This is a genomic window from Streptomyces durbertensis, assembly GCF_014156695.1.
Taxonomy (GTDB): Bacteria; Actinomycetota; Actinomycetes; order Streptomycetales; family Streptomycetaceae; genus Streptomyces; species Streptomyces durbertensis.
On the sequence record NZ_WMLF01000656.1, the window covers coordinates 1 to 2038 of the forward strand.

3 protein-coding genes are annotated in these 2038 nt (G+C 78.4%); all 3 read left to right on the forward strand.

The genetic code is table 11. The annotated features are described in order from the left end of the window. Positions 1-66: 66 nt before the first annotated feature. The 3 genes from GL263_RS25595 to GL263_RS25605 are packed head-to-tail and all read left to right on the forward strand — an operon-like array spanning position 67 to position 2035. Complete coding sequence (locus tag GL263_RS25595; protein WP_182858118.1) at positions 67-603, forward strand: hypothetical protein; 537 nt, start codon at positions 67-69, stop codon at positions 601-603. Between the two features lie 5 nt (positions 604-608). Then, positions 609-1100 (forward strand): DUF4439 domain-containing protein, encoded by a 492-nt coding sequence (locus GL263_RS25600; RefSeq protein ID WP_182858119.1) that lies wholly within the window; start codon positions 609-611, stop codon positions 1098-1100. Positions 1101-1135: 35 nt separating this feature from the next. Further along, on the forward strand, positions 1136-2035 hold the full coding sequence (locus tag GL263_RS25605; protein WP_182858120.1) for an aminoglycoside phosphotransferase family protein: 900 nt from the start codon (positions 1136-1138) through the stop codon (positions 2033-2035). Positions 2036-2038: the final 3 nt, after the last annotated feature.

Here is a 2038-nt window from a genome sequence, read left to right on the forward strand (position 1 = left end):
TCCCCGTACCGCCCGCAGTCCGCTACCGTCCCGTCCCGTCCAAGGCCCTGCCGTAGTTCGCGTGGAGTGCCCCTCGTGCCGTCCAACCCGTCCCGCCGGACCGTACTGACCGCCTCGCTCGCCGGTACCGCCGCCCTGCTCGCCACCGGCTGCTCCGGCGGCGAGCCCGCGCGGCCCGCCGCCGCGCCCACCGCCGAGGCCCGACTGCGGCGCACCGCCGCCCGGGAGAGCACGGCGCTCCTCGACCGCTACGACGCCACCGGCGCCGCGCACCCCGCGCTCGCCGCCGCCCTCGCACCGCTGCGCGAGACCGTCGCGCGGCACGTGAAGGCCTTCGGCGGCACACCCCCCGCCGCGCCGGGCACGGACGCGGCCGCCGAGGCGTCCAGCGAGTCCGCCGAGGGGCGGGCGCCCGTGCCGGTGCCCGAGGACGCCCGCGCGGCGCTGCGGGCGCTCGCCGACGCCGAACACGCCACCGCCGACCGGCACACCACCGCGCTGCTGGACGCCGCGCCGGAGACCGCCCGGCTGCTCGCCTCGGTCGCGGCGGCCGGCGCCGCCCACGGCTACCTGCTCACCGAACTGCTGCCGGAGGTGGCCTGAAAGCCATGGTCCGAACCGCCCTCCACACCCGCCCGAACGCGCGCACCGGCCCGGACGACGAGACCCACCCCGCGAGCACCGCGCTGGCCGCCGCGCTCGCCGCCGAACACGCCGCGGTGTACGGCTACGGCGTCGTCGGCGGCCGGGTCGGCGAGGAGCGCCGCCGCGAGGCCCGCGAGGCCTACGACGCGCACCGCGCCAGACGCGACCAGCTCGTGCGCGCCATCCGGCGGGCCGGCGGCGAGCCGCCGCCGGCACTCGCCGGCTACGCCCTGCCGTTCGACGTCGTCGACACGGCCACCGCGCGGCGGCTCGCCGCCGAGATCGAGGACCGGGTCGCCGGCGCCTACGCCGACCTCGTGCGCGCCACCGAAGGCCGCCGCAGACGGGACGCGGCCGCCGCGCTGCGGGAAGCGGCGGTCCGCGCGACACGCTGGCGTGGCGGCGGCGTAGCCTTCCCTGGGCTCGCCGAGCGCGGCGGGTCGCAGAACCGATAGACCCCGCAGCCGACCAGGGAAGGCACCTCACCGGAATGGTCCACCCCCCGCGCCTCGAACCCCCGCAGCGGCTGGTAAGGAACCTGGGCAGCGCCCACCCCTGGCTGCGTGAAGTGGCCGCGGTGGCCGACGACCTGATCGTCCGTTGGCAGCTCCGACCGGTACGGCTGGCGGCACCCGGCGGCCGGGACAGCCTGGTACTGCTCGTCGAGCAGGCCGACGGCGCCCCCGCGGCGCTGAAGCTGTCGTCCCTCGGGCCCCGGCGGGTCGCGGCGGAGGCGGCGGCACTCACCCGCTGGGACGGGCTGGGCGCGGTACGGCTGCTGCGCGCCGACCCGGACGCCGGCGCGCTGCTCCTCGAACGCCTCCAGGGCGAGGTGTCGCTGCGTTCGCTGCCCGAGCAGAAGGCGGCGCTGGAAGCCGTGTCGGTGCTGCGGCGCCTGTGGGTGCCGCCGGGCGATCACCCCTTCCCGACGGTCGCCGAACACACCGGGCACGCCGTCGAGACGCTGTTCGCCACCGCGCCGGCCGAACTGGCACCGCTGGTGGACGAGGCGCGGACGACACGGGAACGGCTGCTCGCCGACGCCGGCGAAGGCGTGCTGCTGCACGGCGACTACCGGCAGGGCGCGGTCCTCGCCGCCCCCGCCGACCGGGCACCGTGGCTGGCCGTCGGACCGCACCCGCTGGTCGGCGACCCGGCCTACGACCTGGCCCGGCTGGCCCGCGACCGGCTCCACGACCTCGTCGCCTCGCCGGGGGCCGCCGCCCAGGTGCGGCGGCGGCTGCGGCGTCTGGCGGACTCCCTGGATCTCGACCAGGAACGGCTGCGGGGGTGGGCGCGCTACCGTGCGGTGGAGTCCGGGCTGCGGCACCTGGCGGCGGGGGACCGGGAGGACGGCGAGATGCTGTTCGAGTTCGCCGGCTGGGTGTAGCGC